This is a genomic window from Uliginosibacterium sp. 31-12 (assembly GCF_030548425.1).
Lineage (GTDB): Bacteria > Pseudomonadota > Gammaproteobacteria > Burkholderiales > Rhodocyclaceae > Uliginosibacterium > Uliginosibacterium aquaticum.
Genome location: NZ_JAUOOA010000009.1, coordinates 153842 through 177094, shown reverse-complemented (window position 1 = coordinate 177094; position 23253 = coordinate 153842). Strand labels below are relative to the sequence as shown.

The window sequence follows — 23253 nt, the reverse complement described above, 5'->3', positions numbered from 1 at the left end:
TGAAATCAGTCACTTGCAAAAACAAAAAAAATACGGCCGCGTATGGGGCTATCAGACCGCGAAAAGATAGCTGCGAATCTCATGGTCCAGCCCATATTCGCGCTCGGGCAAGGGCAGCAGTTTCACGGTCCTGTTCTGCCCCAGCACATACAGCGGCCGCTCACTGCGCGCCGACAACGGCAGGATGACCCGCACCGGCAGACCGCGCCGCAGCGGATCAAGCAGGATGATCTTCACGCGCTGGGCGCCATCATCGGCCACAGCCCCGACCGGTTCATTACCCAGCAACTCGATCCCCACCTGATTACAACCCTTGGCAGTACGCCACAAGCGCCGCACGGTGCCCACGCGCCAGCGGTTGCCGTCGGAGGAATGCATCCCCAGCAACATGCCCAGCTGAACTTCGTCGACATCCCCTTCGGGCGCCTCAACCCCCACACCATGCGTGCTTGCATCGCGCATGCTCCAGTCCCGCAGCAGACCGCCATGCTCTTCGCTACCCAAGCGCAGCGAAAACTCCTGCAGCCCCATGGCGACAAGCAGACGGCCAGGCACTGGGTGGCGACGGTAGCGACGCAGCGGCGCATCGTTGGACCACACCCTGATCATGTGCGAGAGCACACTGCTAAGCCCGGCGGTATTGCCAGCATCATGCTGCAACAACAATCCTGCGGGTACATTTCCGGCGGACACCAGTTCAAGCAGCTCATGCAAGGCCAGAGTGGCACTAGCACCACTGAAGAACAGGCCCTGCACAATCTGTTGCGGCACCTGCATCATGCGTGCGGGCGGCAGGGTGTGGCCCAGATCCACCCAGTACAGAGTAGTGGTACCCGGGCGACTGCTCAGCTCCAGACGCGGCGACACGTAATGCACCAGGCGCGAGGCCAGCTCCAGCCGATCAGCATCCAGCTGATCCGGCCCCAGACTGTGTAAAGCCACTGCACGCAAATATTCGCGCTCGACGCTGGTCGTCGCATCACGGTCTGCACGCAGGCGCACCGACTCACGCTCCACACCGCTACGTGCCGCCACGCGATAGGCCAGGTTCAACCGCGCCCACACAACGTCATCGATCGGTCCATGCCGAAAAGCATCCCACTTGGCGCGCTGCGCCCCGGCACGAATCGCCCGCACCGCCAACTGGGCCAGAAAACTGCGGGCCGAAGGCTCTCGCTCAGCGGCATGCATGATCAGCAGATCCGCATACGCCTCCAGCACCATCGACCAAAAACCATGCGTCAGCGCCCACAAGCGCTTGCGTTCGCTTGCCGACTTATGTCTCGCTGCCAGATAAAGCTCCACACAATTGCGGGCTGGCGCCTGGCTGGCTTCATCCAGGGCAAAAAGCAGACGGGCACACTCGTTGGGGCCCAGATCCGGACTCCCCACCAGCGAATCGATCCAGGGCCCGGCCGCGCCAATGGCGTCTGCTGGCTCATGCCTCGAAAGCTCCCGCACAACCTGCTCCAGAGCGTGCTTTTCAGATAGCGGATGAAACTGAACCTGCTGGGCACGCATCGAACGGCTTCCCTGTGATTTTGTTACTTATCTCAAATTTTAATGAAATCAACAAAAAAACCAATTGAGCTTCGACAGACGGGTGCGCCGCGCAAGGCACCAGTGCCGGGCTAGAATCTCGCCTCGCCCACACGAGTCTGACCCATGCGCCAATACCTCGACCTGATGCGCCACGTGCTTGAGCACGGCCACGAAAAAACCGACCGCACCGGCACCGGCACCCGCTCGGTGTTCGGCTGGCAGATGCGTTTCAATCTGGCCGACGGTTTCCCGATGGTCACCACCAAGAAGCTCCATCTGCGCTCGATCATCCATGAGCTGCTGTGGTTTCTGCAGGGCGACACCAACATCCGCTACCTGAAAGAAAACGGGGTTTCGATCTGGAATGAGTGGGCAGACGAAACCGGAGAGCTCGGCCCAGTCTATGGCAAGCAATGGCGCCGCTGGGAGACGGCCGACGGACGCACGGTGGATCAGATCAGCCAGCTTGTCGAAGGCCTCAAGAAGAATCCGGACTCCCGCCGCCATCTCGTCTGCGCCTGGAACCCAGGGGAGGTCGACAAGATGGCACTGCCGCCTTGCCATGCCCTGTTTCAGTTCTACGTGGCGAACGGCAAACTCTCCTGCCAGCTCTACCAGCGCAGCGCCGACATTTTCCTTGGCGTTCCCTTCAACATCGCCAGCTATGCGCTCCTCACCCACATGATTGCGCAGGTCTGCGGCTACACGGTGGGCGACTTCGTTCACACCCTCGGTGACGCCCATATTTACTCTAATCATCTCGAACAAGCCCATCTGCAGCTCGCACGCGAGCCACGCGCCTTGCCACGGCTGCTGCTGAACCCTGAAGTGAAAGACCTGTTTGCCTTCCGCTTCGAGGACTTCACGATCGAAGGCTACGACCCGCATCCGCACATTGCCGCCAAGGTGTCCGTCTGATGCTCCGACCAGAAATAGCCGTGATTGTGGCCCGCGCCCGCAATGGCGTGATCGGGCGTGACAACACCCTGCCCTGGCGCCTGCGTGACGATCTGCAGCAATTCAAACAGCGCACATTGGGCTGCCCGATCATCATGGGACGCAAGACCTGGGAGTCACTCCCCCGCCTCCTACCCGGCAGACAGCATGTCGTGATCAGCCGCCAGACGCAGTACGCGGCGGAGGGCGCCACAGTAGTCTCGTCCCTGGATGCCGCAATTGCGGCCTGCGGCCGTGCCGAGCGGATTTTCGTCATCGGTGGCGCACAGATCTACGCCGCAGCACTCGACCTCGCCGATGTTTTGTGGATTACCGAGATTGATGCAGCCGTCGAGGGAGATGCGCACTTCCCGGACTTCGACTCTGCCCTGTTCCGTGAAACCTCTCGCGAGCACTTTGCCGCTAGCGAACAGAATCAGTACGCCTTCGATATCGTCGAATACCGCCGGCTGGCCTGAATCAGTGACCAGAAAAAAGGGGCTGCCGCGGCAGCCCCTTCTCGTTTATAGGCGTCGCGTCAAACGCTCGGGCGATAGCCCACTTCCTTGAGCACTTCACTCACCCCGATGTGGCGCACATCGCGGCCATGCACCAGGAAGATGGTGTGCTCGGCAATATTCTTGGCATGGTCGCCGATGCGCTCCAGCGCCTTGGCGGCAAACACCACGTCAATGCCGCGCGAAATGGTGCGCGGATCTTCCATCATGTAAGTGATCAGCTGGCGCATCACTGCCTTGAATTCGGCGTCCAGTTCGTGGTCATCCTTCACCACTTCAGCCGAAGCATCCAGATCCAGACGAGCCAGACCATCCAGTGCCTTGCGCAGTTGCTGCACGGCCAGTTGGCCCAGATGTTTCATCTGCACGCGCGGCGGTCCTCCCAGATCAGACTGCATCAGCGTGCGCGCCACCTTGGCAATTTTCTTGGCTTCATCACCCACGCGCTCCAGATCCGTCACCGCACGTGACACGGTCATGATCGTACGCAGATCGTTGGCGGCCGGCTGGCGGCGCGCAATGATTTGGGTACAGGCTTCGTCGAGTTCGACCTGCTGGACGTTCACGCGCTGGTCATTTTCGATCACGCGGTCGGCCAAGCCCAGATCCCCTTCGATCAGGCATTCCATGGCCTGCACCACCTGCTGCTCCACATAGCCCCCCATCTGGAGGACCCGGGTGCGGATGCCATCGAGTTCTTCGTCGTATTGCTTAACGGTATGTTCAGTCATGTCAGCCCTTTGCTGCGCGGATCAACTATCGATTGTCCCGCGCTTTGATGACAGTAATGTTTCAGCGCGAAAAAGTCTCGACGCCTTGCGGCGTGCCCAGTAGCAGCACGTCGGCTGGGCGCTGCGCAAACAGGCCATTGGTCACGACTCCCACGATCTGATTGATCCGTGCTTCGAATTCCACGGGCTGTTCGATCGCCAGACCATGCACATCGATGATGACATTCCCGTTGTCGGTAATGACGCCTTCGCGCCAGACCGGCCGCCCGCCCAGTGCGGCCAAAGCACGCGTCACCTGAGCCCGCGCTAGAGGAATGACTTCGACAGGCAGGGGAAACTTGCCCAGCACCGGAACCTTCTTGGACGCATCGGCAATGCACACGAATTTCTTTGCGACGGCCGCCACGATCTTTTCGCGCGTCAGCGCTGCACCGCCACCCTTGATCATGGCAAAAGAAGCATCGATCTCGTCTGCACCGTCGACATAGACGGACAGACTCTCGACCTCATTCAGATCGAAGAGCGGAATGCCATGCGCCGCAAGGCGTGCAGCACTGGCCTCGGAGCTTGCCACCGCCCCCTTAATGCGCGCACGCATGCCGGCAAGACCATCAATGAAGAAGTTCGCGGTCGAGCCAGTACCCACGCCAATCACTTCGCCTTCTGGCACGTACTCAAGGGCAGCGAGCGCTACAGCTTTCTTCAATTCATCTTGGGTCATGGAATCACCTGCAACAATTCAAGTTCCGCGCATTGTAGTTGACGCGCCCCGAAACCAGAATCCACGACGGAGAGAACATGGGACTTCTTGATCAACTCGCCGGCCAGGTGCTCGGCTCTCTGAGCGACGCCAAGCAAGGCAGCAATCCACTTGTAGACATTGCGACCCAACTGATCCAGAGCCAGGGAGGGATCGAAGGTTTGCTGGCAAAACTCCAGTCTGGCGGTCTCGGCACGCAGGCCGACTCGTGGGTGGGTACTGGCCAGAATCTGCCGGTAGATAGCGACCAGATCAGCAATGCACTGGGGGCAGACACCCTCGAACAACTGGCCGGCAATACCGGACTGAACACTAACCAGCTGGCAGGAGATCTCGCCAGCGTGCTGCCACAACTGATCGACCAACTCACGCCCAACGGCAGCACGGCAGGCGCCAACGACTTGCTCAGCCAGGGACTTGGAGCTCTGCTCGGCGGGCTGAAACAGCAGAACTGAATCAGCCATGGCGCAAAAAGAAAAGCGGGTCAGTCGCCCGCTTTTCTTTTTGCGGAGACTTGTTCAGCGCTCAACCGTCAGCGCCACCCCCATGCCACCGCCGATGCACAAGGTCGCCAACCCCTTCTTGGCGTTACGACGTTGCATTTCGTGCAGCAGCGTCACCAGGATGCGGCAGCCCGAAGCGCCAATCGGGTGACCGATGGCAATCGCCCCTCCGTTGACGTTCACTTTCGAAACATCCCAGCCAAGCTCCTTGTTCACCGAAAGTGCCTGTGCGGCAAATGCCTCATTGCCCTCTATCAGCTCCAGCTCTTCATGCGTCCAGCCAGCCTTCTGCAGAGCCAGGCGCGAAGCCGGTGCAGGGCCGATACCCATGATGGCCGGATCTACGGCCGCCGAAGCGAACGACTTGATCTTCGCCAGCACCGGCAAACCCAGTTCCTTGGCTTTCGCCTCGCTCATCACCATCACTGCCGCAGCGCCATCGTTAATGCCTGAAGCATTACCTGCAGTCACCGTGCCGGCCTTGTCAAATGCGGGCTTGAGTGCAGCCAGCTGATCTACCGTGCAGCCAGACTTAATGAATTCGTCGCTATCCACCACGACGTCACCCTTCTTTGAACTGATCACGACCGGCACGATTTCGTCCTTGAATCGGCCTGCTTTCTGAGCTGCCTCAGCCTTATTTTGCGAGGCATTGGAGAAGGCGTCCTGAGCCTCGCGGCTGATCTCGTATTTCTTGGCCAGATTCTCGGCTGTGATCCCCATGTGATAGTTGTTATAGGCATCCCACAGACCATCGTTGATCATGGTGTCGACCAGCTTGGCATCGCCCATGCGGAAGCCATCGCGGGAACCATTGAGCACATGCGGACTGGCCGACATGTTTTCCTGCCCCCCGGCAATCACAATCTCGGCATCGCCACACTGGATGGCTTGCGCTGCAAGCATTACGGCCTTCAGGCCCGAGCCGCAAACCTTATTGATGGTCATTGCGGGCACGGTTTCCGGCAAGCCAGCGCGAATCACGGATTGACGCGCCGGATTCTGTCCCAGACCGGCAGTCAGTACCTGACCAAGAATCACCTCGCTGATCTGCTCCGGCTTCACGCCCGTCTTTGCCAACAAGCCGCGAATCACTGTCGCACCGAGTTCAGCCGCCGGCACCTTGGCCAGAGAGCCACCGAATTTGCCTACGGCCGTACGCACCGCTGCCACGATCACTACGTTGGTCATTTATCTCTCCTGAAGATAGGGGCGAGCGGCCCATCCGCTGCCGGCAAACGAATCCTGTTCAGCAAGAAGCGCGCCTTTTGTCTCCCGCCGGGTTCCGCGAAATATTAAGACTTCAGTATTACCGCTCCGAAACGCCTACCCCTTCGAACACGCAGGCTGTCCGTGCGGGCAAAAAAAAGGGCTGTCCGAAGACAGCCCCTTTTGTCACTGCACCGTGAAAGTGCTCACTTCTTTTTCTGGGGAGGCAGATCGGTACATGCGCCCTCAAACACTTCTGCGGCCATGCCGATAGATTCGCCCAGCGTCGGGTGCGGGTGGATGGTTTTGCCGATATCCACCGGATCGCAACCCATTTCGATCGCCAAGGTGATCTCACCAATCATGTCACCAGCATTCGGTCCAACGATACCACCACCAATGATGCGGTGGGTTTCCTCATCGAAAATCAGCTTGGTGAAGCCATAGTCGCAGCCATTCGCTACCGCACGGCCTGAAGCGGCCCACGGGAACTTGCCCACGCCGATCTTGCGGCCGGTAGCCTTGGCTTCTGTCTCGGTCACGCCCACCCAAGCCACCTCCGGTTCGGTGTAGGCCACGCCCGGAATGACTGAGGCATCGAAATAGGACTTCAGACCCGAAGCCACTTCCGCCGCCACATGCGCCTCATGCACGCCCTTGTGTGCAAGCATCGGCTGGCCGACGATGTCGCCAATCGCGAAGATATGCGGCACATTGGTGCGCTGCTGCTTGTCGACCTGGATAAAGCCACGATCGGTCACGAGCACGCCGGCCTTCTCGGCCGAGATCTTCTTGCCGTTCGGGCTGCGACCCACCGCGACCAGCACCATGTCGTACTTCTGCTCGTCAGCCGGAGCCTGATCACCATCAAACTTGACCAACACACCATCCGGACGGCAGGTGACGCCCACCGTGCGGGTTTTGAGCATGATCTTGTCGAAGCGGTGCAGATTGCGCTTTTCCCAAACTTTCACGAGATCACGGTCGGCACCCGGCATCAGGCCGTCGCCCATTTCGACAACGTCGATGCGTGCGCCTAAGGTGGAGTATACGGTGGCCATTTCCAGACCGATGATGCCGCCGCCGATGACCAGCATGCGCTTGGGCACCGAACGCAGTTCGAGCGCGCCGGTGGAGTCGATGATGCGGGGGTCTTCCGGGATGAAAGGCAGCTTCACCACCGAGGAGCCGGCAGCGATGATGCACTTCTGGAAGCGGATGATCTTCTTCTCGCCTGTCGCGTCCTGGCCTTCGCCAGCTGTCACGCTGACTTCAACGTGATTGGCGTCGATGAAATTGCCGTAGCCGCGCACAACCTCGACCTTGCGGGCCTTGGCCATGCCAGTCAGGCCAGTTGCCATCTTGCTGATGACCTTTTCCTTGTGCGCGCGCAAGCGATCGATATCGATCTTGGGTGCATCGAAGGCAACGCCCACATCGGCAAAATGTGACGCCTCGTCGATCACATTAGCCACATGCAGCAGTGCCTTGGATGGGATGCAACCCACGTTCAAACACACGCCGCCGAGCGTGGCATAACGCTCGACCAGCACGGTCTGCATGCCCAGGTCCGCCGACCGGAAAGCCGCCGAGTAGCCGCCGGGGCCAGCGCCGAGCACGAGCATTTCACACTCGATGTCCGCCTTGCCGGCGAAACTGCCAGCCGCCACCGGAGCCGCCGAGGCGGCCGCCGGAGCGGGCGCAGCTGCAGCAGGCTTCGGCGCTTCTACCGCTGCACCGCCGGAGATCGCGTCCAGCATCAGCAGCACACTGCCTTCAGACACGCGGTCACCGACCTTCACCGATATCGACTTCACCACACCGGCAGCCGGCGAGGGCACGTCAAGCGTGGCCTTGTCAGACTCCAGCGTAGCAAGGCTGTCTTCAGCGCTGACGGTATCACCCGGCTTGACGAACAGCTCGATGATGGGAATGTCCTTGAAATCCCCGATATCGGGGACTTTCACTTCAATCAATTGGCTCATCGTTCAGTCCTCGCCTCAGAGCAGCACACGGCGGAAATCTTGCAGCACGCCGGCGAAGTAGGCGTTGAAGCGAGCGGCGGCGGCGCCGTCGATCACGCGGTGATCCCAAGACAGCGACAGCGGCAGCATCAGACGCGGCGCGAACTGCTTGCCGTCCCACACCGGGCGGATCTGCGACTTGCAGACGCCCATGATGGCCACTTCCGGCGCATTGATGATCGGCGTGAAGTACACACCGCCAATGCCGCCCAGCGAGCTGATGGAGAAACAGCCGCCCTGCATCTGATCCGGCTTGAGCTTGCCATCCCGTGCGAGCTTGGCCAGATCGCCCATTTCCTTGGCGATCTCGATCACACCCTTCTTGTCTGCATCCTTGATAACCGGAACCACCAAGCCATTCGGGGTGTCAGCAGCGAAACCGATGTGGAAGTATTTCTTCAGCACCAGGTTATCGCCATCGAGCGAGGCATTGAACTCAGGGAACTTCTTCAGTGCAGCCACGGCCGCCTTGATCATGAAGGCCAGCATGGTGAGCTTGGTGCCGGACTTCTCCAGCTCCTTGTTCATCTGCACGCGGAAGGCTTCCAGCTCGGTGATGTCCGCGTCGTCATGGTTGGTGACGTGCGGGATAACCACCCAATTGCGATGCAGGTTGGCACCGGAAATTTTCTTGATGCGGGACAGCGGCTGCGTTTCGATGCCGCCGAACTTGCTGAAATCAACCTTCGGCCAGGCCAGCAGATTGAGGCCACCCACACCAGCCCCTGCAGCGGGCGCTGCGCTCACGGCGCCAGAGGCAACCTGAGCGATCACGCCCTTGACGAAGTTCTGGATGTCATCCTTGAGGATGCGACCCTTCGGGCCGGTTGCGGCAACCTTGGTGATATCAACGCCCAGCTCGCGCGCAAAACGACGCACGCCGGGACTGGCATGGGACATACCAGCAGATGCCGTCGCGGCAGCAGCCACCGGGGCAGCCACTGCAGTCGGTGTTGCGGCAGGCGCAGCAGCCGGGGCGGCTGCGGGCACGGCGGCCGGAGCCGGAGCGGCAGCAGGCACGGCCGTAGCAGCAGCGCCTTCAAGAATGGCCAGCACGGCACCTTCAGCGACGCGCTCGCCCACCTTGACCAGCACCTCCTTGACCACACCGGCTGCCGAGCTCGGCACTTCCATGGTGGCCTTGTCAGACTCCAGCGTGGCGACCGGAGCGTCCACAACGATCGTGTCACCGACCTTGATGAACAGCTCGATCACCGGCACATCCTTGAAGTCGCCGATGTCCGGCACCTTCAGTTCGATGCGGCCGGTCGCAGCCGGGGCAGCCACCACCGGAGCCGCGGCGGGCACGGGCGCAGCAGCAACCGGCGCTGGTGCAGCCGCCGGCGCAGCAGCAGCGCCCGCAGCCTCCAGCACGACAACGACGGCGCCTTCGCCGACACGTTCGCCCACCTTGACGCGCACTTCCTTGACCACACCGGCAGCCGAGGACGGCACTTCCATGGTGGCCTTGTCGGATTCAAGGGTCAGCAAGGGGTCATCAATCTTGACCGTGTCGCCGACCTTGACCGACACCTCGATGACGGGAACATCCTTGAAGTCGCCGATGTCCGGCACTTTCACTTCGATGAGTTGGCTCATTGTTTTCTCCGTGGGAAGAGCGAAGTAAGAAAAGTGGGGGCTCCCCCACTCCTCAAAAATCGCCCTTCACTGATTCATCAGGCAAACAGCGGGTTCGGCTTGTTGACGTCAATGCCGTACTTGGCAATCGCTTCAGCCACCTTGGCGCGTTCGACCTTGCCTTCTTCTGCCAGTGCCGAGAGGGCAGCCACGGCGACCCAGCGACGATCCACTTCGAAATGGTCGCGCAAGGCCTCGCGGGTATCCGAACGACCGAAGCCGTCGGTCCCCAGCACCACGTACTTGTTCGGCACATAGGGACGGATCTGCTCGGCATACAGACGGATGTAGTCAGTGGCCACAATCATCGGGCCAACAGAGCCTTTGAGCTTGGCTTCGACGTGCGAAACGCGCTTCTCATCCAGCGGGTGGAGCATGTTCCAGCGCGCAACGTCCTGACCGTCACGGGCCAGCTCATTGAAGCTCGGTGCGCCCCAAATGTCAGCCTCGACACCCCAGTCGGCCTTGAGCAGATCAGCCGCAGCAATCACTTCGCGGAAGATCGTGCCGCAGCCCATCAGCTGCACACGTGCGCCCTTGCTCTTGGCGCCATCGCGGAACTTGTACAGACCCTTGATGATGTCGGCCTCCGCGCCTTCCGGCATAGCCGGATGCTCGTAGTTCTCGTTCATCACCGTCAGGTAGTAGTACACGTCTTCCTGCTCGGCAAACATGCGGCGCAGGCCGTCCTGGAAGATCACCGCGACTTCGTAAGCGAAGGTCGGGTCGTAGCTCACGCAGTTCGGGATGGTGTGCGCCAGCACGTGGCTGTGACCATCTTCGTGCTGCAGGCCTTCACCGTTCAACGTAGTGCGGCCAGCGGTACCACCGATCAGGAAACCACGGGCGCGCGAGTCGCCAGCGGCCCAGCACAGGTCCATGGTGCGCTGCAGACCGAACATCGAATAGAAGATGTAGAACGGGATCATCTGCACGCCATGCGCCGAATAGGCGGTAGCCGAAGCAATCCAGTCCGCCATGGCGCCGGCTTCGTTGATGCCGTCCTGCATCACCTGACCGTCCTTGGTCTCCTTGTAGAACATGAGCTGGTCATGATCCTGAGGAATGTATTTCTGGCCTTCCTGGTTCCAGATGCCGTACTGGCGGAACATGCCTTCCATACCGAAGGTGCGCGACTCATCAACGACGATCGGCACCACGTTCTTGCCGATGTTCTTGTCCTTGAGGATGGTGTTGAACATGCGCACGATGGCCATGGTCGTGGAGATTTCACGACCTTCGCCGGACGCCTTGAGCTGAGCATCAAAGGCTGTCAGCGCAGGCACATCCAGCGCAGCGGCCTTACGGCGACGAGCCGGCAGGTAACCGCCAAGCTCCTGGCGACGGGCGCGCATGTAGTTCAGTTCGGGCGAGCCTTCTTCAAACTTGATGAAGGGCATCGACTCGAGCTGGTCGTCGGAAACCGGAATATGGAAACGATCGCGGAACGCGCGCAACGAATCCAGCGACATCTTCTTCTGCTGGTGACTGGTGTTCTGAGCTTCACCCGATTCGCCCATGCCGAAGCCCTTGACGGTGTGCGCAAGGATCAGCGTCGGCTGACCCTTGGTATCAACCGCGGCCTTGTAGGCTGCAAAGACCTTGAACATGTCATGGCCGCCGCGATTGAGCTTCCAGATGTCGTCATCAGTCCAGTCGGCCACGAGCTCCTTGAGCTCCGGCGTATTGAAGAAATGCTCGCGCACCCAGGCACCGTTCTTCGACTTGTAGGTCTGGTATTCGCCATCGACCACTTCGAGCATGCGCTGCTTGAGCAAACCCTTCTTGTCACGCTCGAACAGAGCATCCCAGTTGGAGCCCCACATCAGCTTGACCACGTTCCAGCCAGCACCGCGGAATTCGGATTCGAGTTCCTGGACGATCTTGCCGTTGCCGCGCACCGGGCCATCCAAGCGCTGCAGGTTACAGTTGATCACGAAGATCAGGTTGTCCAGCTTCTCGCGCGAAGCCAGCCCCAGCGCACCGCGGGACTCGACTTCGTCCATTTCGCCGTCGCCGAGGAAAGCCCACACCTTGCGGCCTTCGTTGTTCTGGATGCCGCGATCCTGCAGGTACTTCATGAAGCGGGCCTGGTAGATGGCCTGCAGCGGGCCAAGGCCCATCGACACGGTCGGGAATTGCCAAAAATCAGGCATCAGCCAGGGGTGCGGGTAGGACGACAGGCCCTTGCCGCCAGCTTCCTGACGGAAGTTGTCGAGCTGCTCTTCGGTCAGGCGACCGAGCAGGAAGGCGCGTGCATAGACACCAGGGATCGAGTGCCCCTGGAAGTAGATCAGATCGCCTTCCTTGTCATCGGTCGGCGCCTTCCAGAACCAGTTGAAGCCAACGTCGTAGAGCGTTGCAGAGGAGGCATACGAAGCGATGTGACCACCAACGTTGGTATGCTTGTTAGCACGCACAACCATGGCAATGGCATTCCAGCGCAGATAAGCCTGGATACGCAATTCGATCTCGGGATCACCCGGGTAGTTCGGCTGGTCAGCAGTGGGAATGGTGTTCTGATACAGCGTATTGGCGCTGTAGGGCAAGACGACGCCGGAATTGCGCAGATCTTCGATCAAGCGCTCGATCAGGTAGCGCGCACGCTCCGGACCTTCCTTCGCAACAACTGCATCAAGGGCTTCCAGCCATTCCATGGTCTCCTGCTGATCCGCATCGGATTGCAGAAGGACGTGCGGCACTACTGCCATAATCTGTCTCTCCTAACCTGGGTTTCATGGATCAGCCCGGGCGGGAGAGACCCGGGCTTTTATACTTGTCTGATGCCTGCCCATTCACCACTACCGTGGACACAAACTTGCGTCACGCACGAAGAGGGTCAGATCAAAGCGCCCGGATTACGCCAGCCGCAAGGTACAGACTCGAAAGCGGCCCGCAGGGTAGCACCCACAGGATTCTTCGAGCGGGCAATATAAAAGAAGCACCTGCCCCGCGCAACGTCAAAGCCCCATCAAATTTGATTTCCGACCCATAAAAAACTTTGAATAATCATTATGTTGCAGCGCACAAGTATTGATTTGTCATCCACGCTCCAGTACTTCACAGAAAACCTCCATACCCGATAGTCCAGCGCCTATTCCGGGCATCAACAGCCCAGCAGGTAGGCCATAATGACTATCTCGTCTGCGAGGTAGTAAGCGGAATGGAAAGCCGCGACAACTCCGAAAACCTGGCCCCGCCTCCTCCTGCCCCGCAGTCTTCACTGCTGTCGGTGCTGATCCTCGCCATCGTGCTGGGCTTGGTGTGGTTCGCCGCCCTGCCGCAGGACAGCAATGCACTGGCCTCAGACCGCATGCGCCTGAGCCTGGCCATCATCGTGGCGCTGATCGCGGTTGCCGGCTGGGGATTGGTGCTCGCCAGCAAACAGAACCAGCGTGCTGGCCAGATCGCCGAAGAGCGCGATCTGTTCTTCAGTCTCTCACTGGACATCCTGGGCGTGCTCGGACTCAGTGGTCGCTTCGAGCGCATCAACCCGGCGGTTCTGAATATCCTCGGCCTCAAGCCCGAAACCCTGACTGAAGGCATGAGCCTGCTTGACATCGCTCATCCTGAAGACACCCAACTGGCCACCTCCCGATTGCAAGAGCTTGCCGCAGGCAGGCCAGTCAACTTCGAGCTGCGCTGCCGCTGTGGTGACGGCAGTTGGCGCTGGCTTTCCTGGAGCGCCAACCCGGCGCTAGACGAAGCCCGCATTTATGTTGTGGCTCACGACATCACTGAACGCAAGGCCAGCGAAGAACTGCTACGCGCCGACTCATCCTTTCGCCAAGCGATGGAAAACTCGGTACTCACCGGCATGCAGGCCGTGGCGCCGGATGGCAGGATCTTGCATGTCAATCGCGCCTTTGCCGAACTGGTCGGCTGGAGCGCCGAAGAGCTCGCCGGGCAGGCTCCTCCATATGTGTTCTGGCCAGAAGAAGACCGCGAGCAGAACCGCCAGCGTCTGCGTCAGTGCATGCAAGGGCAGGCCTCGCGGGAAGGCCTGGAGCTGGTGATCAGGCGCCGCAATGGCGCGCGGGTAGACGTTCGCCTGCATCTCTCGCCTCTGGTCGACAATCAGGGCGAGCAGACCGGCTGGATGACAGCCATGACCGACATCACCGAGCAAAAGCGTGCCCGCACCGAACTGCAGGCCGCCAACGAACGCATCACAACCGTGCTCGACGGGCTGGACGCCGCAGTCTATGTCTCGGAAGCGGGCAGCGGAGAGCTGCTTTACACCAACCGTGCCTTCGATGCCCAGCACACCCGGGTTGGCGAAAGCTGCCTGCTGGTTGTTCCCCAGCCTGAGCTCGGCGATTACCCGGGTGACCCGCGCAAGCTGGGCGCCGCGGATGTACCGCGCGAGCTTTTCGATGGCGAGTTACAGCATCCTTTTACCGGTCAGTGGTTCCACCTGCGCGAACGCGCGCTACGCTGGGTGGACGGACGCATCGTGCGCCTGGGTGTCGCGACCGACATCACGGCCCTCAAGCGCGCAGAAGAACTGACCCGCGAGCAGGAGCAACGCCTGGCGCGCACTTCACGCCTGATCACCATGGGCGAGATGGCCTCCACCCTGGCCCACGAGCTGAACCAGCCGCTCTCGGCCATCGCCAACTACAGCTCAGGTTGCGTGAACCGCCTGAAGAGCGGTCAGTTCCAGATCGAAGATATTCTCGGTGCGATGGAAAAGGCCAGCACCCAGGCCAACCGCGCCGGCAATATCGTGCGCCGCATCCGTGATTTCGTGCGCAAGAGCGAACCGCGCCGCAGTCTGATCAGTATCCGCCAGGTCACCGAAGAGGCACTGGGGATCGCCGAAATCGAAGCACGCCGGCTGGGCACCCGCATCCTGACCTCTCTGCCCGATGATTTGCCGGATGTACTGGCCGACCGCATCATGATCGAGCAGGTACTGATGAACCTGATCAAGAATGCCGCCGAGGCCATGCAGGGCATCCCGCTGGACGAGCGCGTCATCCACATCGAGGCCCGCCACAGCGACGATTACATCGAAGTTTCGGTGGCAGATCGCGGCTGCGGCATCAGCACCGCCTCACTGGACGAACTGTTCTCACCCTTCTTCACCACCAAACAGGATGGCATGGGCATGGGTCTGAACATCTGCCGCTCGATCATCGAGTTCCATAAGGGTCGCCTCTGGGTTGACGCCAACCCCACTGGCGGGAGTATCTTCCGCTTCACGCTGGCACTGGAGAAATCGCTTGAATCACACCATGACACCTAATGTCCCCGTCGTCGAACAGCTGGTTTACATCGTTGATGATGACGAAGCCCTGCGCGATTCCCTCCTCTGGCTGCTGGACTCTACCGGCCTCAAGGCCCAGGCCTTCGATTCGGCCGAAGCCTTCCTCGCCGCCTGGAGCCCGCGCCTGAACGGCTGCCTGGTGCTGGATATCCGCATGCCCGGCATGAACGGGCTGGAGCTGCAGGAAAAGCTCGCCGCCATGCATTCCACCCTGCCGATCATCTTCATCACCGGCCACGGCGATGTACCGATGGCCGTCTCGGCCTTGAAGAAGGGCGCGGTCGACTTCATCGAGAAGCCCTTCAACGATCAGGACATGGTCAAGCTGATCCATACCGCGCTGGCCGAAGACCGCAAGCATCACGACAGCCGCCTGCAGGAAGCCGACGCCCAGCGCCGGATCGAAGGCCTAACCCCGCGTGAGCGCGAAGTGCTGGAGCTGATCGTGGCAGGCCGTCTGAACAAGCAGATCGCCGACGATCTGGGCATCAGCATCAAGACGGTGGAAGTGCACCGTGCCCGTGTGATGGAGAAGATGGGCGTGAACTCACTGGCCGAACTGGTGCAGCATGTCATGTCGGCCCACAAGAACGATTAAGCGAAGCTCGCCACAAACAAAAAGCCCGATCCACGGATCGGGCTTTTTACTGTCTGGCGCGAGCCGCTTCAGGCGAACAGGCGCGCCAGCTCGCTACCCGGATCCTCAGCGCGCATGAAGGCTTCGCCCACCAGGAAGGCGTGAACGCCGCGATTGCGCATGGTCGCCACATCCTGCTGTGTAAAGATGCCGCTCTCGGTCACCACGATGCGACCCGCCGGGATACGCTCCAGTTGCGACAAGGTGATATCCAGCGTCACTTCGAAAGTGCGCAGGTTGCGGTTATTGATGCCCAGCAGCGGCGTGGTGAGCAGCAGCGCCAGGTCCAGCTCTTCGGCACTGTGCACCTCGACCAGCACGGCCATGCCCAGATCGTGGGCCAGTTGCTCCAGCTCCAGCATATGGCTCACGGCCGCGCGGCCTGTGCTCGCATTCACCGTGCCGTCCGGCGGCAGGAAGGCGGCCACGATCAGCAGAATGGCGTCTGCACCCATCGCACGGGCTTCAAAGACCTGATAGGGGTCGATGATGAAATCTTTGCGCAGCACCGGCAGGGAGCAGGCTTCGCGTGCGGCTTGCAGGAATTCAGGCGAGCCCTGGAAATACTGGCGGTCAGTCAGCACCGACAGGCAGGCCGCGCCACCCTTTTCATACGAGGCCGCGATCTCGGCAGGGCGGAAATCCGCCCGGATCACGCCCTTGGAAGGGCTGGCCTTCTTGACCTCCGCAATCACGCCAGCCTGGCCGGCGGCAATCTTCGCGCGGATCGCACCGACAAAATCACGCACCGGCACGCCATCGCGCGCCTCCTCGACAATCGCTTCACGCGAGCATTCGCGCTCGGCCGCTTCGATTTCTTCACGCTTGGTCGCAAGGATTTTCTGGAGGATGTCTGACATGGAAAGGCACTGGAACTCGTCGGGGGTTACAGGGTCGTATGGTAGCCGCAAAGCAAGCCGACCGGAGCCTGCTGCGCGTACAATCCCGCTTCCCCGCCCCGGAGACCGCATGCGCTTCCTGCCCCTGATCCTTCTCTGTCTGAGCCTGCCAGCGCTGGCGGGCGCCTCGCCGGAAGAAGCGGCAAGCGCCTTTTATTCCGCCCGCGTTGGAACAGGCAGTCTCGGAGCGCCGGGCGGGCTTGAGCTGGCGAATTACTCCGGCAACCTGGGGCCAGAGCTGGTCTGTCTGCTGGGCGCCGCCCGCCGCTACAGCGAAGCCTTCAGCAAGACGCATCCGACCGAAACAGCACCCTTTGAACAGGGAGATCTGTATTCCGGAGCCCCCGCCCTCCCGAATGCTTTCAATCTTGGCAAGGCTTCGATCAAGGGCGAGCGTGCAACGCTGGGGGCCGGCTTTGCCTTCGAGGACGGCATTCATCGCGAAGCCACTCTTCAGCTCAGGATGCACAAGCGCCACTGGGTGATTCACGACATCGAATTCACTCAACCGGACGCGCTGGGCCTCGGCAGCCCGACCCTGATCGCCGGCCTGCGCGCCCTGCTCGAAAAGAACGACGACAGCATCGGCTGGAATGCCCGCGAGCTCAGCGGCTGTCCGCAAGGCAATGAACTGGCCCGGCTGCAGGCCGAAAAGAAAAAGAGCGCCGCCAAGAAAAGCAGCAAGAAATCCAGTGCCGGCAAAAAGACCACGGCCAGCAAATCCACCAGCTCTGCCAGCAAGAAAACGAGCAAAACGCCCGCCAAGTAAGCCCGCACTGACAGCGGCAAGCCGAAGCCTGCCGCTGCGCAGGATCAGGCGCCGAAGCTGCGCGAGCGCTCGATGAATTCACCCAGCTTGCGCGTAGCAGCACCATTGCCGATCACTGCCAGCGCGCGCTCCACGCCGTCAGCCAGCGACTCGGCCACGCCCGCCACATACAGGCTGGCACCGGCATTGAAGGCCACAATGTCGCGCGCAGCCGGCAGGCTGCCATTCAGAGCGCCGAGCAGGATGGCCTTCGACTCCTCCACGTTGGCCGCACGGATCGCCGACGAGGCATGCAGCGGCAGGCCGACATCTTCCGGCGTCAGGCGGTATTCCCGCACCTCGCCATTTCTCAGCTCACCAATCAGGGTCGGCGCCGAAATGGAGATCTCGTCCAGCCCCTCCATTCCGTGCACGATCAGCACGTTGCGCGCGCCGAGCTGCTGCAGCACGCGCACCTGGATGCCGACCAGATCCGGGTGAAACACGCCCATCACCTGATTCGCGGCGCCGGCCGGGTTGGTCAGGGGGCCAAGAATATTAAAGATGGTGCGCACGCCCAGCTCGCGCCGCACCGGGGCGGCGTGCTTCATGGCGCTGTGGTGATTCGGGGCGAACATGAAGCCCAGACCCACCTCGTCGATACAGGCACCCACCTGTTCCGGCGTGAGGCTCAGATTCGCCCCCAGTGCTTCGAGCACATCGGCCGAGCCGGACTGCGAGGACACCGAGCGGCCGCCGTGCTTGGCCACGCGCGCGCCAGCAGCAGCCGCCACGAACATCGCCGACGTGGAAATATTGAAGGTATGCGCCCCATCGCCGCCCGTGCCGCAGGTGTCGACCAGGGTCTGCTTGTCGCTCTTCACCGGCACCTTGGTGGCCAGCTCGCGCATCACAGTGGCGGACGCCGCAATCTCGCCGATCGACTCCTTCTTCACGCGCAGGCCGGTAATGATGGCGGCGATCAGCACCGGCGAAACCTGCCCGGACATGATCTGACGCATCAGATCGACCATCTCGTCATGAAAGATTTCGCGATGTTCGATTACGCGTTGCAGGGCTTCTTGAGGACTCATGGGAGCTCCGTACTCAAAGGTTTTCAGAGACGACCGGGGTCGCCGATTCTAGCGGAGGCCTGATGCGAGCATTACGCATCACGCCCAGGGTGAGAAGCAGCGCGCAGACCAGAATCACCAGCATCAGGCTGCCGCGCGGAAAGCCGGGAATCGCCAGCTGGGCCGGAATGCCGAGAAACAGCAGCACGGTGATCAGACCACGCGGGGCGAACCACAGCAGCGGCTCGGTGCTCTCACGCGCCACAAAGCGCAGCAGCGCCCAACGCGGAATCAGGCTGCAGGCCAGCACCAACGCAGCCATCGACCAGGCTTCGATGGTCAGCAGATCGACGATCTGCGTGGAGTAACCGAGCAGCACGAAGAAGAAGCTGCGCACCGCGAAGGTAAACTCGGCCGTGAGGTGCTTGAAGGAATCCAGATCCTGCTCGTAACTGGGGCCAGCGGCAAAGCGCCTGCCCAGCAGCTGGCTGTTGTTGAGCACCAGCCCCACCAGCAGCACCATCACCAGCGGCGCGAGATGGGTGATCTTGCCCAATCCATACAGCAGGGTGATGCCGAAAATCATCGGCAGCATGCGCACATGATGCTCGATACGCTGGATCAGCCAGAACACGGCCAGCCCGACCGCCAGCCCGACCAAGGCCGAGAGCGTGATTTCACCGGTCAGCCGGGTCAGCATCTGGCCCACGCCGGCGAACTCGCTCAGCAGGCCATAGAACAGCACCACGCCGACGATGTCCGAAATGGAGCTTTCGTAGACGACGAACTCACGCAAGCGCGGCGACAAGGCCGCAGCGGCGGGGATCGCCACCGCCGAGCTGATCACGGCCAGCGGCACGGCACTGACCAGCGCGGCGTGCAGCGAGGCATCGAGCCAGTTGATCAGGCCGAAGGTAATGATGCCACCGGTGATCAGCACCCCCAGCGTGGCGCACACGGCACTGCGTGCGATCAGCGGCGCGGCCTCACGGGTGAGACGCAGATCCAGCGCGCCTTCCAGCACGATCAGGATCAGGCCGAAAGTGCCCAGCACCGGCAGCAGATCGCCGGGCAGCGCCATCTGCCAGCCCAGCCCGTCTGTGCCCGCGCGCAGGGCCAGGCCCGAGAACAGCAGCAGCACCACGGCCGGCACCTTGATGAAACGGCCGACGAAATCGAACAGATAGGCCACCAGCACCACCGCACTGATTGCCACCAACACCCAGGCCTGATCCATCTTGCCTCCCGCCAGAATGAAGAAGCCGCTTACGCGGCTTCAAACCATCACATGTCCAGAAAGTTCTGCAGCAGCTTGTGGCCGCCCTCGGTCATGATCGACTCGGGGTGGAACTGCACACCTTCAATCTGCAGCGTCTTGTGGCGCACGCCCATGATCTCGCCATCCTCGGTCCAGGCAGTGATCTCCAGGCAGTCCGGGCAGCTCTCGCGCTCAATCGCCAGCGAGTGGTAACGCGTGGCGATGAAGGGATTCGGCAGGCCCTTGAAGATGCCCACGTCGGCATGCTGGATCGGCGAGGTCTTGCCATGCATCAGTTGCTTGGCATGCACGATCTTGCCGCCAAAGGCCGCGCCAATGCTCTGGTGGCCAAGGCACACGCCAAGAATCGGCAGCTTGCCGGCAAAGTGCTTGATCGCCGCCACCGAGATGCCCGCCTCCGCCGGCGAGCAGGGGCCGGGCGAAACCACGAGGCGCTCGGGCTTCAGGGCCTCGATCTGCTCCAGGGTGATTTCATCGTTGCGATACACGCGCACATCGGCACCCAGTTCGCCGAGGTACTGCACGATGTTGTAAGTGAAACTGTCGTAGTTATCGATCATCAAAAGCATACTCGCACCAATCCTTTGCTGCAGCTAGACATAGCCACAAATCAAGCAAATATATACTGCACCATATACTGTTCCTTGATCGCTGAAAACGGACCAACCACAGCATCCAGAGAACCAAACAACTGGCTTAAAGCGCCCGAACAAAACAAAAAGGCCGCAGTTTTTAGCTGCGGCCTTTGCATATCGCGAGGATCAAATGACCATCCTCAAGCAAGCATAGGCATGTTCAAGCCACGCCAACCACACATGTAGCGCGAGCACTCACAAGCAGATTGCTGGATGCGATATCTTTTCATGTGCTCAGTATCAAACACATGGCGCTACCCAGTCAAGGCACTCCAACCATGAACCCCCAAACCGAACTGCTATCGGCCGAAGAAATGCAAAACATCCTGAAGCTTCACGGTTTTGAGATCGCAGCAGATGATGCCCCTTTTGCACTAACGGGAAAAAGAGAAAAAATGCTCAAGAATGACGACTGGGCATGGCAGTTCCTTCGGCACAACGCCGACTACAAGCTCGCGTACGAACTAGCGCGCTCAGACCCGCGCTTTCTTACCCCGTCAGAGCTTAAAAACTTGCACGACCACAACCGCCACACAGCAACCCAAAACTCAATAATTCACAGCCTGACTGAGTCACAAGCTGAGCACCTACTGCCTTGCCGAACCAAATTCGGTCTTAGTGCCTGGCTAGACCCAGGCAAAACCGATTTACCTGGACTTAGCGCAAAAACAGACTCCTGGTTTTTCCCCTCAAAAATAATGCGTATAAGCGACCCGTGCGCGGGGTTCAAAGCCGGCATATTTTCCCTTGCCTGCCTTAATCCTGAATTGGCAAGCGTCACGACAAAATGCAAAAACAAGAATAACCGCTCAAACAGCGCAGCCTCTCGCCAATACCCCACCTTGAGCCGTGACCTATGGATCGAGATCGATCTTAACGGCCCGATAGATTCGCAAATCGAGATCGCCTGCAAGATTGCCAGTAATTACAAAAAAACACTGACAGCCAAAGGAGCCAGAACACATCTCGAAGCAATCCAAACTCACGGCCACGACAAGCCGTCACCGAATCACGACAACCCCGTCACAAGGTCCGTCGAACGAAACAAAATCCTGATAGACGAGAACCGAGAATCCATTCTCTTACGGAAACAAGTCTCAATCGAGATTGACGCCACCATCGCACCAACAGAGCAGATTAAGAAAATCGCAGCCTATCTAAAGCAGGAATTCAGTTCTTGCTCTTTCAGGGCCGAGAGGCAGTTTGAAAAAATGGCCGGAAATATTGTTACAGACGGCTTTACCTACAAACGCCACATCACTTGCTGGCTGCTCAACCAACAAGGCCTAACAGCGCCCCAGATCGCTGACGGCATCCTCAAGATCCAGCACAAGTTGCACGCAGCCAAGACACCAGAGCAACTTGAATGGGAAGCCAATCTTCCTTTGCGGGTCGCAAAGAGTATCGAAAGGGCTCAAAACCTCATCGCCGGCGACTATACCGCCCTCGCCAGAGGCCCCGCTATCACATAACCAAAGCCTAATCAAGGCACCTAAGCGCACTCTTTTTCTCACTCGCACACGCTCAAAAACATGCCAGCTACCGCCAGGGCGTAATCCGCAGACCTTCGTCATGATCCGGGCTCAGCGCTGAATCACACAATCTGACGAAGACAGGAAAAGCACCATGGCACAAACAAATACGGACTTGCAATCTGAAGCGCTACGCCGCCCACAAGTATTGCAGCTAACAAACCTTCGCAACACCAAGTTCTACGAACTCATCAAAAAGGGCGAGTTCCCTAAACCTGTAAAGATCGGGCGTACCTCACTTTGGCTCCGCAAGACGGTTCTTGAGTGGATCGCACTCAAGTTCGAGCAACGAAATTAGAAATAAGCCACTGCACAAGCGACGAGCCTTCTTCGGCTGCACGCAAAGGCTTGTTGATTTCAAAGCCAAATCACTTACTTGAGGACACCATGAAGATCATTACAGATATCGAGAAATCAATCTCAGAAATCACTCCCAACCACTCGGATGATAATGCACCGTATTTCGAGCGCTTAGGTCGAAATAACGGAGGTCTTATTGATTACTGCGTAGTCAATCCTGACCATCTAATCTTCGGCAAAGGCCTTGGGTATTCGGTCGCCGCCGGAAAAGACTTCGGCCCCTATTGGCGCAAAGGAGAAACTGCCCCAGTTCTCTACTGTGACGCCAGAATGGAACATGAAGCATCCATGCGTCAATGGGCGATGATCCATGCTCGCAATACAGACCGCGAGTCGATCCAATGCGCAAATAGAAATCTAAAAATCATTTCCTTGCGCGACAAACACAACTCCAGCGAAGACCCGGGGCTACTCACCCGCGAAGGGTATTCATTGATTCGAGAGCATAAAGTCAAACTCGTTATCTACGACGACATGTCTGGAAACCTCATGTCTCCAAACGATGAGTACGCCCCAACACCATTTTCACTTCAGAAAATGATAGAGGACATCCGCAAGATGGGAGTAACGGTTGTCATGATGCGCGACCTCTGCAAGCACATCGACAAAAAAACTCTTGATGCATATCTGCCGATGGTGGATGCCCGAATTTCTGCTGCAGCGACGAAAGCAGGGCAAGCTCAAGGAGAGACTTGTTTCGTTCTTAACCATCGCCTGTTCCGAGACTATGACCCTCAACTTGTTCATAGTCATGCGTGGAGTTCATGGCACAAGGATAGCGTCCTCATGTTTCATGTTGATCCGTGCGGTAACTCGATAGCCGATAGAAACGCAGAAATCATGAGTGAGTACGCCAACTCCCAATCACTAGCCTCAGTAGCTCGGAAGTTTCGCCTGGAGAAATCCACGATTGGCCGCATTCTGGGCCTTTACCCGCGGAAAAAGGCCTAACTCAGG

Annotated in this window: 20 protein-coding genes; 9 read left to right on the top strand and 11 right to left on the bottom strand. The window is 59.7% G+C overall.

Going from position 1 to position 23253, the window contains the following annotated elements; translation table 11 throughout:
• Positions 1 to 51: 51 nt before the first annotated feature.
• The gene (locus tag Q3Y64_RS16620) at positions 52 to 1521 is read right to left on the bottom strand and encodes a hypothetical protein (protein WP_303563528.1); all 1470 of its coding nucleotides are present in this window, start codon (positions 1519 to 1521) and stop codon (positions 52 to 54) included.
• Between the two features lie 144 nt (positions 1522 to 1665).
• On the opposite strand from Q3Y64_RS16620, the gene Q3Y64_RS16615 reads away from it, so the two are divergent.
• Together Q3Y64_RS16615 and Q3Y64_RS16610 are read left to right on the top strand one after the other, a co-directional pair.
• A complete protein-coding gene (locus Q3Y64_RS16615; RefSeq protein ID WP_170020376.1) occupies positions 1666 to 2460 on the top strand; it encodes a thymidylate synthase in 795 nt (264 codons plus the stop codon).
• On the top strand, positions 2460 to 2957 hold the full coding sequence (locus Q3Y64_RS16610; protein WP_303563524.1) for a dihydrofolate reductase: 498 nt from the start codon (positions 2460 to 2462) through the stop codon (positions 2955 to 2957). Before Q3Y64_RS16615 ends, Q3Y64_RS16610 begins: the two co-directional genes overlap by 1 nt.
• Before the next feature lie 59 nt (positions 2958 to 3016).
• On the opposite strand, the gene phoU is transcribed toward Q3Y64_RS16610, so the two are convergent.
• Together phoU and rpiA are read right to left on the bottom strand one after the other, a co-directional pair.
• The gene (gene phoU / locus Q3Y64_RS16605; RefSeq protein WP_101941591.1) at positions 3017 to 3727 is read right to left on the bottom strand and encodes a phosphate signaling complex protein PhoU; all 711 of its coding nucleotides are present in this window, start codon (positions 3725 to 3727) and stop codon (positions 3017 to 3019) included.
• A 61-nt stretch (positions 3728 to 3788) separates the two neighbouring features.
• Positions 3789 to 4448: a ribose-5-phosphate isomerase RpiA gene (rpiA, locus tag Q3Y64_RS16600; RefSeq protein ID WP_303563521.1), complete on the bottom strand. Its 660-nt coding sequence runs from the start codon at positions 4446 to 4448 to the stop codon at positions 3789 to 3791.
• 77 nt (positions 4449 to 4525) lie between these two features.
• On the opposite strand from rpiA, the gene Q3Y64_RS16595 reads away from it, so the two are divergent.
• On the top strand, positions 4526 to 4942 hold the full coding sequence (locus tag Q3Y64_RS16595) for a YidB family protein (RefSeq protein WP_101941593.1): 417 nt from the start codon (positions 4526 to 4528) through the stop codon (positions 4940 to 4942).
• 63 nt (positions 4943 to 5005) lie between these two features.
• Here Q3Y64_RS16595 and Q3Y64_RS16590 read toward each other — a convergent pair whose 3' ends face one another.
• From Q3Y64_RS16590 to aceE, 4 genes are all read right to left on the bottom strand, one after another.
• Complete coding sequence (locus tag Q3Y64_RS16590) at positions 5006 to 6181, bottom strand: acetyl-CoA C-acetyltransferase (RefSeq protein ID WP_101941594.1); 1176 nt, start codon at positions 6179 to 6181, stop codon at positions 5006 to 5008.
• Positions 6182 to 6405: 224 nt separating this feature from the next.
• Positions 6406 to 8184 (bottom strand): dihydrolipoyl dehydrogenase, encoded by a 1779-nt coding sequence (lpdA, locus tag Q3Y64_RS16585; protein ID WP_101941595.1) that lies wholly within the window; start codon positions 8182 to 8184, stop codon positions 6406 to 6408.
• A gap of 15 nt (positions 8185 to 8199) precedes the next feature.
• Positions 8200 to 9822 (bottom strand): dihydrolipoyllysine-residue acetyltransferase, encoded by a 1623-nt coding sequence (gene aceF / locus Q3Y64_RS16580; protein WP_303563516.1) that lies wholly within the window; start codon positions 9820 to 9822, stop codon positions 8200 to 8202.
• A gap of 77 nt (positions 9823 to 9899) precedes the next feature.
• Positions 9900 to 12572, bottom strand: a complete 2673-nt coding sequence (gene aceE, locus Q3Y64_RS16575; protein ID WP_101941597.1) for a pyruvate dehydrogenase (acetyl-transferring), homodimeric type — start codon at positions 12570 to 12572, stop codon at positions 9900 to 9902.
• A gap of 452 nt (positions 12573 to 13024) precedes the next feature.
• On the opposite strand from aceE, the gene Q3Y64_RS16570 reads away from it, so the two are divergent.
• Both Q3Y64_RS16570 and Q3Y64_RS16565 read left to right on the top strand, forming a co-directional pair.
• On the top strand, positions 13025 to 15112 hold the full coding sequence (locus Q3Y64_RS16570) for a PAS domain S-box protein (protein ID WP_303563515.1): 2088 nt from the start codon (positions 13025 to 13027) through the stop codon (positions 15110 to 15112).
• A complete protein-coding gene (locus Q3Y64_RS16565) occupies positions 15102 to 15731 on the top strand; it encodes a response regulator transcription factor (protein ID WP_303563579.1) in 630 nt (209 codons plus the stop codon). The genes Q3Y64_RS16570 and Q3Y64_RS16565 overlap by 11 nt, the downstream gene beginning before the upstream one ends.
• 68 nt (positions 15732 to 15799) lie before the next feature.
• Here Q3Y64_RS16565 and trpC read toward each other — a convergent pair whose 3' ends face one another.
• The gene (trpC, locus tag Q3Y64_RS16560) at positions 15800 to 16630 is read right to left on the bottom strand and encodes an indole-3-glycerol phosphate synthase TrpC (protein WP_303563514.1); all 831 of its coding nucleotides are present in this window, start codon (positions 16628 to 16630) and stop codon (positions 15800 to 15802) included.
• A 109-nt stretch (positions 16631 to 16739) separates the two neighbouring features.
• Between trpC and Q3Y64_RS16555 the strand changes: the two genes are divergently transcribed.
• Positions 16740 to 17438, top strand: a complete 699-nt coding sequence (locus tag Q3Y64_RS16555) for a hypothetical protein (RefSeq protein ID WP_303563512.1) — start codon at positions 16740 to 16742, stop codon at positions 17436 to 17438.
• A gap of 44 nt (positions 17439 to 17482) precedes the next feature.
• On the opposite strand, the gene trpD is transcribed toward Q3Y64_RS16555, so the two are convergent.
• From trpD to Q3Y64_RS16540, 3 genes are read right to left on the bottom strand one after another with little or no spacing between them, the layout of a single operon-like run.
• On the bottom strand, positions 17483 to 18511 hold the full coding sequence (gene trpD / locus Q3Y64_RS16550; RefSeq protein ID WP_303563510.1) for an anthranilate phosphoribosyltransferase: 1029 nt from the start codon (positions 18509 to 18511) through the stop codon (positions 17483 to 17485).
• 13 nt (positions 18512 to 18524) lie between these two features.
• A complete protein-coding gene (locus Q3Y64_RS16545; protein ID WP_303563508.1) occupies positions 18525 to 19727 on the bottom strand; it encodes a cation:proton antiporter in 1203 nt (400 codons plus the stop codon).
• A gap of 47 nt (positions 19728 to 19774) precedes the next feature.
• Positions 19775 to 20338, bottom strand: coding sequence for an aminodeoxychorismate/anthranilate synthase component II (locus tag Q3Y64_RS16540; protein WP_303563506.1), 564 nt, complete (start codon positions 20336 to 20338; stop codon positions 19775 to 19777).
• Positions 20339 to 20682: 344 nt separating this feature from the next.
• Here Q3Y64_RS16540 and Q3Y64_RS16535 point away from each other — a divergent pair, with 344 nt between their 5' ends.
• The 3 genes from Q3Y64_RS16535 to Q3Y64_RS16525 all read left to right on the top strand — a co-directional run bounded on the left by Q3Y64_RS16535 (position 20683) and on the right by Q3Y64_RS16525 (position 23247).
• The gene (locus Q3Y64_RS16535; protein WP_303563504.1) at positions 20683 to 21876 is read left to right on the top strand and encodes a hypothetical protein; all 1194 of its coding nucleotides are present in this window, start codon (positions 20683 to 20685) and stop codon (positions 21874 to 21876) included.
• Between the two features lie 154 nt (positions 21877 to 22030).
• The gene (locus Q3Y64_RS16530) at positions 22031 to 22234 is read left to right on the top strand and encodes an AlpA family transcriptional regulator (RefSeq protein ID WP_303563502.1); all 204 of its coding nucleotides are present in this window, start codon (positions 22031 to 22033) and stop codon (positions 22232 to 22234) included.
• A gap of 89 nt (positions 22235 to 22323) precedes the next feature.
• On the top strand, positions 22324 to 23247 hold the full coding sequence (locus tag Q3Y64_RS16525) for a hypothetical protein (protein ID WP_303563500.1): 924 nt from the start codon (positions 22324 to 22326) through the stop codon (positions 23245 to 23247).
• Positions 23248 to 23253: the final 6 nt, after the last annotated feature.

What these genes read in the sequence shown, in the direction of transcription:
- Q3Y64_RS16620 (WP_303563528.1), bottom strand. Translation starts at nt 1,521, where the DNA reads ATGCGTGCCCAGCAGGTTCAGTTTCATCCGCTATCTGAAAAGCACGCT.
- Q3Y64_RS16615 (WP_170020376.1), top strand. Translation starts at nt 1,666, where the DNA reads ATGCGCCAATACCTCGACCTGATGCGCCACGTGCTTGAGCACGGCCAC.
- Q3Y64_RS16610 (WP_303563524.1), top strand. Translation starts at nt 2,460, where the DNA reads ATGCTCCGACCAGAAATAGCCGTGATTGTGGCCCGCGCCCGCAATGGC.
- phoU (WP_101941591.1), bottom strand. Translation starts at nt 3,727, where the DNA reads ATGACTGAACATACCGTTAAGCAATACGACGAAGAACTCGATGGCATC.
- rpiA (WP_303563521.1), bottom strand. Translation starts at nt 4,448, where the DNA reads ATGACCCAAGATGAATTGAAGAAAGCTGTAGCGCTCGCTGCCCTTGAG.
- Q3Y64_RS16595 (WP_101941593.1), top strand. Translation starts at nt 4,526, where the DNA reads ATGGGACTTCTTGATCAACTCGCCGGCCAGGTGCTCGGCTCTCTGAGC.
- Q3Y64_RS16590 (WP_101941594.1), bottom strand. Translation starts at nt 6,181, where the DNA reads ATGACCAACGTAGTGATCGTGGCAGCGGTGCGTACGGCCGTAGGCAAA.
- lpdA (WP_101941595.1), bottom strand. Translation starts at nt 8,184, where the DNA reads ATGAGCCAATTGATTGAAGTGAAAGTCCCCGATATCGGGGATTTCAAG.
- aceF (WP_303563516.1), bottom strand. Translation starts at nt 9,822, where the DNA reads ATGAGCCAACTCATCGAAGTGAAAGTGCCGGACATCGGCGACTTCAAG.
- aceE (WP_101941597.1), bottom strand. Translation starts at nt 12,572, where the DNA reads ATGGCAGTAGTGCCGCACGTCCTTCTGCAATCCGATGCGGATCAGCAG.
- Q3Y64_RS16570 (WP_303563515.1), top strand. Translation starts at nt 13,025, where the DNA reads ATGGAAAGCCGCGACAACTCCGAAAACCTGGCCCCGCCTCCTCCTGCC.
- Q3Y64_RS16565 (WP_303563579.1), top strand. Translation starts at nt 15,102, where the DNA reads ATGACACCTAATGTCCCCGTCGTCGAACAGCTGGTTTACATCGTTGAT.
- trpC (WP_303563514.1), bottom strand. Translation starts at nt 16,630, where the DNA reads ATGTCAGACATCCTCCAGAAAATCCTTGCGACCAAGCGTGAAGAAATC.
- Q3Y64_RS16555 (WP_303563512.1), top strand. Translation starts at nt 16,740, where the DNA reads ATGCGCTTCCTGCCCCTGATCCTTCTCTGTCTGAGCCTGCCAGCGCTG.
- trpD (WP_303563510.1), bottom strand. Translation starts at nt 18,511, where the DNA reads ATGAGTCCTCAAGAAGCCCTGCAACGCGTAATCGAACATCGCGAAATC.
- Q3Y64_RS16545 (WP_303563508.1), bottom strand. Translation starts at nt 19,727, where the DNA reads ATGGATCAGGCCTGGGTGTTGGTGGCAATCAGTGCGGTGGTGCTGGTG.
- Q3Y64_RS16540 (WP_303563506.1), bottom strand. Translation starts at nt 20,338, where the DNA reads ATGCTTTTGATGATCGATAACTACGACAGTTTCACTTACAACATCGTG.
- Q3Y64_RS16535 (WP_303563504.1), top strand. Translation starts at nt 20,683, where the DNA reads ATGAACCCCCAAACCGAACTGCTATCGGCCGAAGAAATGCAAAACATC.
- Q3Y64_RS16530 (WP_303563502.1), top strand. Translation starts at nt 22,031, where the DNA reads ATGGCACAAACAAATACGGACTTGCAATCTGAAGCGCTACGCCGCCCA.
- Q3Y64_RS16525 (WP_303563500.1), top strand. Translation starts at nt 22,324, where the DNA reads ATGAAGATCATTACAGATATCGAGAAATCAATCTCAGAAATCACTCCC.